The organism is Microbacterium sp. Kw_RZR3 (genome assembly GCF_029222405.1).
GTDB lineage: Bacteria > Actinomycetota > Actinomycetes > Actinomycetales > Microbacteriaceae > Microbacterium.
The window spans coordinates 1-3426 of the sequence record NZ_JARHXC010000284.1; the positions used below are offsets into that span (position 1 = coordinate 1).

4 protein-coding genes are annotated in these 3426 nt (G+C 71.4%); all 4 read right to left on the minus strand.

Annotated features, from left to right (window positions below):
- Positions 1-47: 47 nt before the first annotated feature.
- On the minus strand, positions 48-464 hold the full coding sequence (gene ndk, locus P2P98_RS15760; RefSeq protein WP_058596268.1) for a nucleoside-diphosphate kinase: 417 nt from the start codon (positions 462-464) through the stop codon (positions 48-50).
- A 3-nt stretch (positions 465-467) separates the two neighbouring features.
- Positions 468-881, minus strand: a complete 414-nt coding sequence (locus tag P2P98_RS15765; protein WP_081317308.1) for a DUF4233 domain-containing protein — start codon at positions 879-881, stop codon at positions 468-470.
- A complete protein-coding gene (locus P2P98_RS15770) occupies positions 869-2221 on the minus strand; it encodes a folylpolyglutamate synthase/dihydrofolate synthase family protein (protein WP_275801119.1) in 1353 nt (450 codons plus the stop codon). Before P2P98_RS15770 ends, P2P98_RS15765 begins: the two co-directional genes overlap by 13 nt.
- A partial coding sequence (locus P2P98_RS15775) for a class I tRNA ligase family protein (RefSeq protein ID WP_275801121.1) occupies positions 2218-3426 on the minus strand: 1209 nt, incomplete at its 5' end. The genes P2P98_RS15770 and P2P98_RS15775, both read right to left, overlap by 4 nt.

A 3426-nucleotide genomic window follows, 5' to 3' on the forward strand; every position in this document is an offset into this window, starting at 1 on the left:
GTGATGGCCGCCACCCCTCGGGGCGGCGGCCATCTCGGCATCCGGGATCAGGCGAACCAGATCGCGAGCTCGCGCTCCGCGGACTCGACGCTGTCGCTGCCGTGGACGAGGTTCTGCTGCACCTTCAGGCCCCAGTCGCGGCCGAAGTCGCCGCGGATCGTGCCGGGCGCGGCGGTGGTGGGGTCGGTGGTTCCGGCGAGCGAACGGAAGCCCTCGATCACGCGGTTGCCCGCGAGACGGATGGCGACCGAGGGGCCGGAGAGCATGAACTCGAGGAGCGGCTCGTAGAACGGCTTGCCCTCGTGCTCGGCGTAGTGCTGGGCGAGGCGCTCACGGTCGGGCTCGACCAGGCGGATGTCGACGAGGGCGTAGCCCTTCGCCTCGATACGGGCGAGGATCGCGCCGGTCAGGCCGCGGGCGACGCCGTCGGGCTTGACCAGGACGAGGGTCTCTTCGGTGGCCATGGGTCATTCTCCGTTCGAGAGGTCGGGGGAAGCGGCCCGCCGGGCGTTCTGCCGGTCGAGGGCCGCTCCCTTGATCGTCGCATACGCCCACATGCCGCCGAAAATGAGGGCGACGACGGCGAGGGCCGGAACGAGGAATCCGCCGAGGAGCAGGAGCACCTGGAGAGCCCAGCCGACCCACACGGCCTTCCGGTGGCGAAGGAGGCCGGCGACGGCGACCATGGCGACGGCCATCACGACGCCGCCCACGATCCCCCACCACGGTTCGATGCCGAACGGCAGCACCTTCAGCCCGTAGACGACGAGACCACCGAGGAAGACGATGATCGATTCGAAGCCGAGCACGACGGCACCGAGCGATTCGAGGGCACCGCGCTGGCGACGCGCGCGAGGCTCCCGGGGACTCACGCCTGCCACCCCGACTTCCAGTCCTCGAGCTCCGACAAACGCAGCGCTTCGCCCGCGAGGACGACGGAGCCCGCGATGACGACGGCGCGACGGTCGGACTCGGCCGCCCACGCCCGTGCCGCGTCGGCGGCGTCCTCGAGCGTCGGGTGCACGGTGACCGGCAGGTCGGCCGCTTCGGCCACGTCGGCGATCGTGTCGGGATCGGTGGCGCGGTCGCTGTCGGGAGCGGTGGCGAACACACGCGCGACGGCCGGCACGAGTGCGGACATGATGCCGACGGCATCCTTTCCATCCAGGATGCCGATGACCGCCCCCCACTCGTCGATGTCGAACGACTCGTCGAGGGCGGTGACCAGGGCGCGGGCGCCGTGCGGGTTGTGTGCGGCGTCGACGAAGACCGTGGGCGCCGTGCCGATGAGCTGCAGGCGTCCGGGCGAGGTCGCGGTGCCGAGACCGTCGGCGATCACGTCGGCGGCGAGGGCCTGGGTCCCGCCGCCGATGAGCGACTCGACCGCCGCGACCGCCAGGGCCGCGTTGGCGCCCTGGTGCGCGCCGTAAAGCGGCAGGTAGACCTCGCGGTAGATTCCCGCGACGCCGCGGATGTCGAGCTGCTGTCCCCCGACGGCGAGGGTCTGCCCCTCGAGGGCGAACCCGTCACCCGCGATCGAAACCGTCGCGCCCTCCTTCTCGGCGCGTTGGCGTATGGCGCGCAGCGCGTCGGGAGGCTGCGGAGCCGAGACGACGGCCGCGCCGGGCTTGATGATGCCCGCCTTCACCGTGGCGATCTCCGCGACGGTCGAGCCGAGTCGGTCGACGTGGTCGATGTCGATCGGCGTGAACACCGCGACGTCGCCGTCGGCGGTATTGGTCGAGTCCCACTCACCGCCCATGCCGACCTCGAGCACGAGCACGTCGATCGGCGCGTCGGCGGCGACGACGAACGCGAGCACCGTGAGCAGCTCGAAGAAGGTCAGCGGAGCGTCGTCGGATGCCGTGAGCTCGGCATCCACCATGTCGACGAACGGCTGGATCTCGTCCCACGCGTCGGCGATCGCGGCGTCCCCGACCGGCTCGCCGTCGATGAGGATGCGCTCGGTGAAGCGCTCGAGGTGCGGGCTGGTGAACAGGCCGGTCCGCAGGCCCATCGCGCGCAGCAGGCTCTCGATCATGCGGCTCGTCGAGGTCTTGCCGTTCGTGCCGGTGACGTGGATGACGCGATACGTCCGCTGCGGGTCGTCGAGCAGCTCGAGCACGCGACGCGTGCGCTCGACGCGCGGCTGTACCCACTGCTCACCCTGGCGCTCCAGCAGAGCCGCGTAGACGGCATCGGCGCGGGTGCGGTCGCTCATGCGGGGGCTCCGATCCGCGCGACGGCGACCGTGACGGCACCGACGTTCGCGTAGGTCTTGGCGGCGATCTGCGTCTCGTACTCGGCGGGCAGGGCGGAGCCGCGCTCGACGAGTCGCCCCGCAGGTCCGGCGAGGACGACCGCCTCTGCGAGGGTCTCGGATGCCACGCCCGCGACGTCGAACGCCTCGGCGACGGCCCGTGCATCGGCGTCCTCCACGAAGGTCAGCGACAGGAAGATCCGGTCGCTCACGTCGAAGCCGGCGGCCTTGCGGGTGTCCTGGATGCCGCGGATCATGTCGCGCGCCAGGCCCTCGGCCTCGAGCTCGGGCGTGGTGACGGTGTCGAGGAGGACGAAGCCGCCCGAGGTCAGCACCGCGAGCGCTTCACCCTCCGGACGCCCGGCGGTCTCGACGACGAGGTCGTACTCCGTGGGCTCCAGCGGGATGCCGCCGGCGACGACCTGCCCGTCGACCTCGCTCCAGTCGCCCTCGCGGGCGGCCTTGATCGCCTGCTGCACCTGCTTGCCGAGGCGGGGTCCGGCGGCGCGTGCGTTGACCGACAGACGGTGCGTGATGCCGTACTCGGCGGCCGTGCCGTCCTGGAGGGCGACCTGCTCGACGCTCTTGACGTTCAGTTCCTCGCGGAGGATGTCGTCGAACTGCGCCAGGCCGGCGGCATCCGGGGTCACCACCGTCAGACGCGGGAGCGGCAGGCGCACGCGCTTGCCCTCCTTCTTGCGCAGGGCGTTGGCGACGCTCGAGACCTCGCGGACGGTGTCCATCGCGGTGCGGATGTCTTCCGCCGCGGGGAACGCCGAGGCGTCGGGCCAGTCGGTCAGGTGGACGCTGCGTCCGCCCGTCAGTCCCTGCCAGACGCGCTCGGAGACGAGCGGGATGAGCGGAGCGGCAACGCGCGTGAGGGTCTCGAGCACCGTGTACAGCGTGTCGAAGGCCTCGCGGCTGGTCGGGTCGTCGGTCACGCCCACCCAGAAGCGGTCGCGCGAGCGGCGGATGTACCAGTTGGTCAGCACCTCCGCGAAGTCGCGTAGACGCTCGGCCGCGGTCGTGGAGTCGAGGCCTTCGAGGTCGGCGGCCACGTTCTTCACGAGGTCGCCCGTGAGCGCGAGGATGTACCGGTCGAGCACGTCGGTCGAGTCGGTGCGCCACTCGGCGGTGTAGCCAACGGCCGAGGTCCCTGAGCTTGT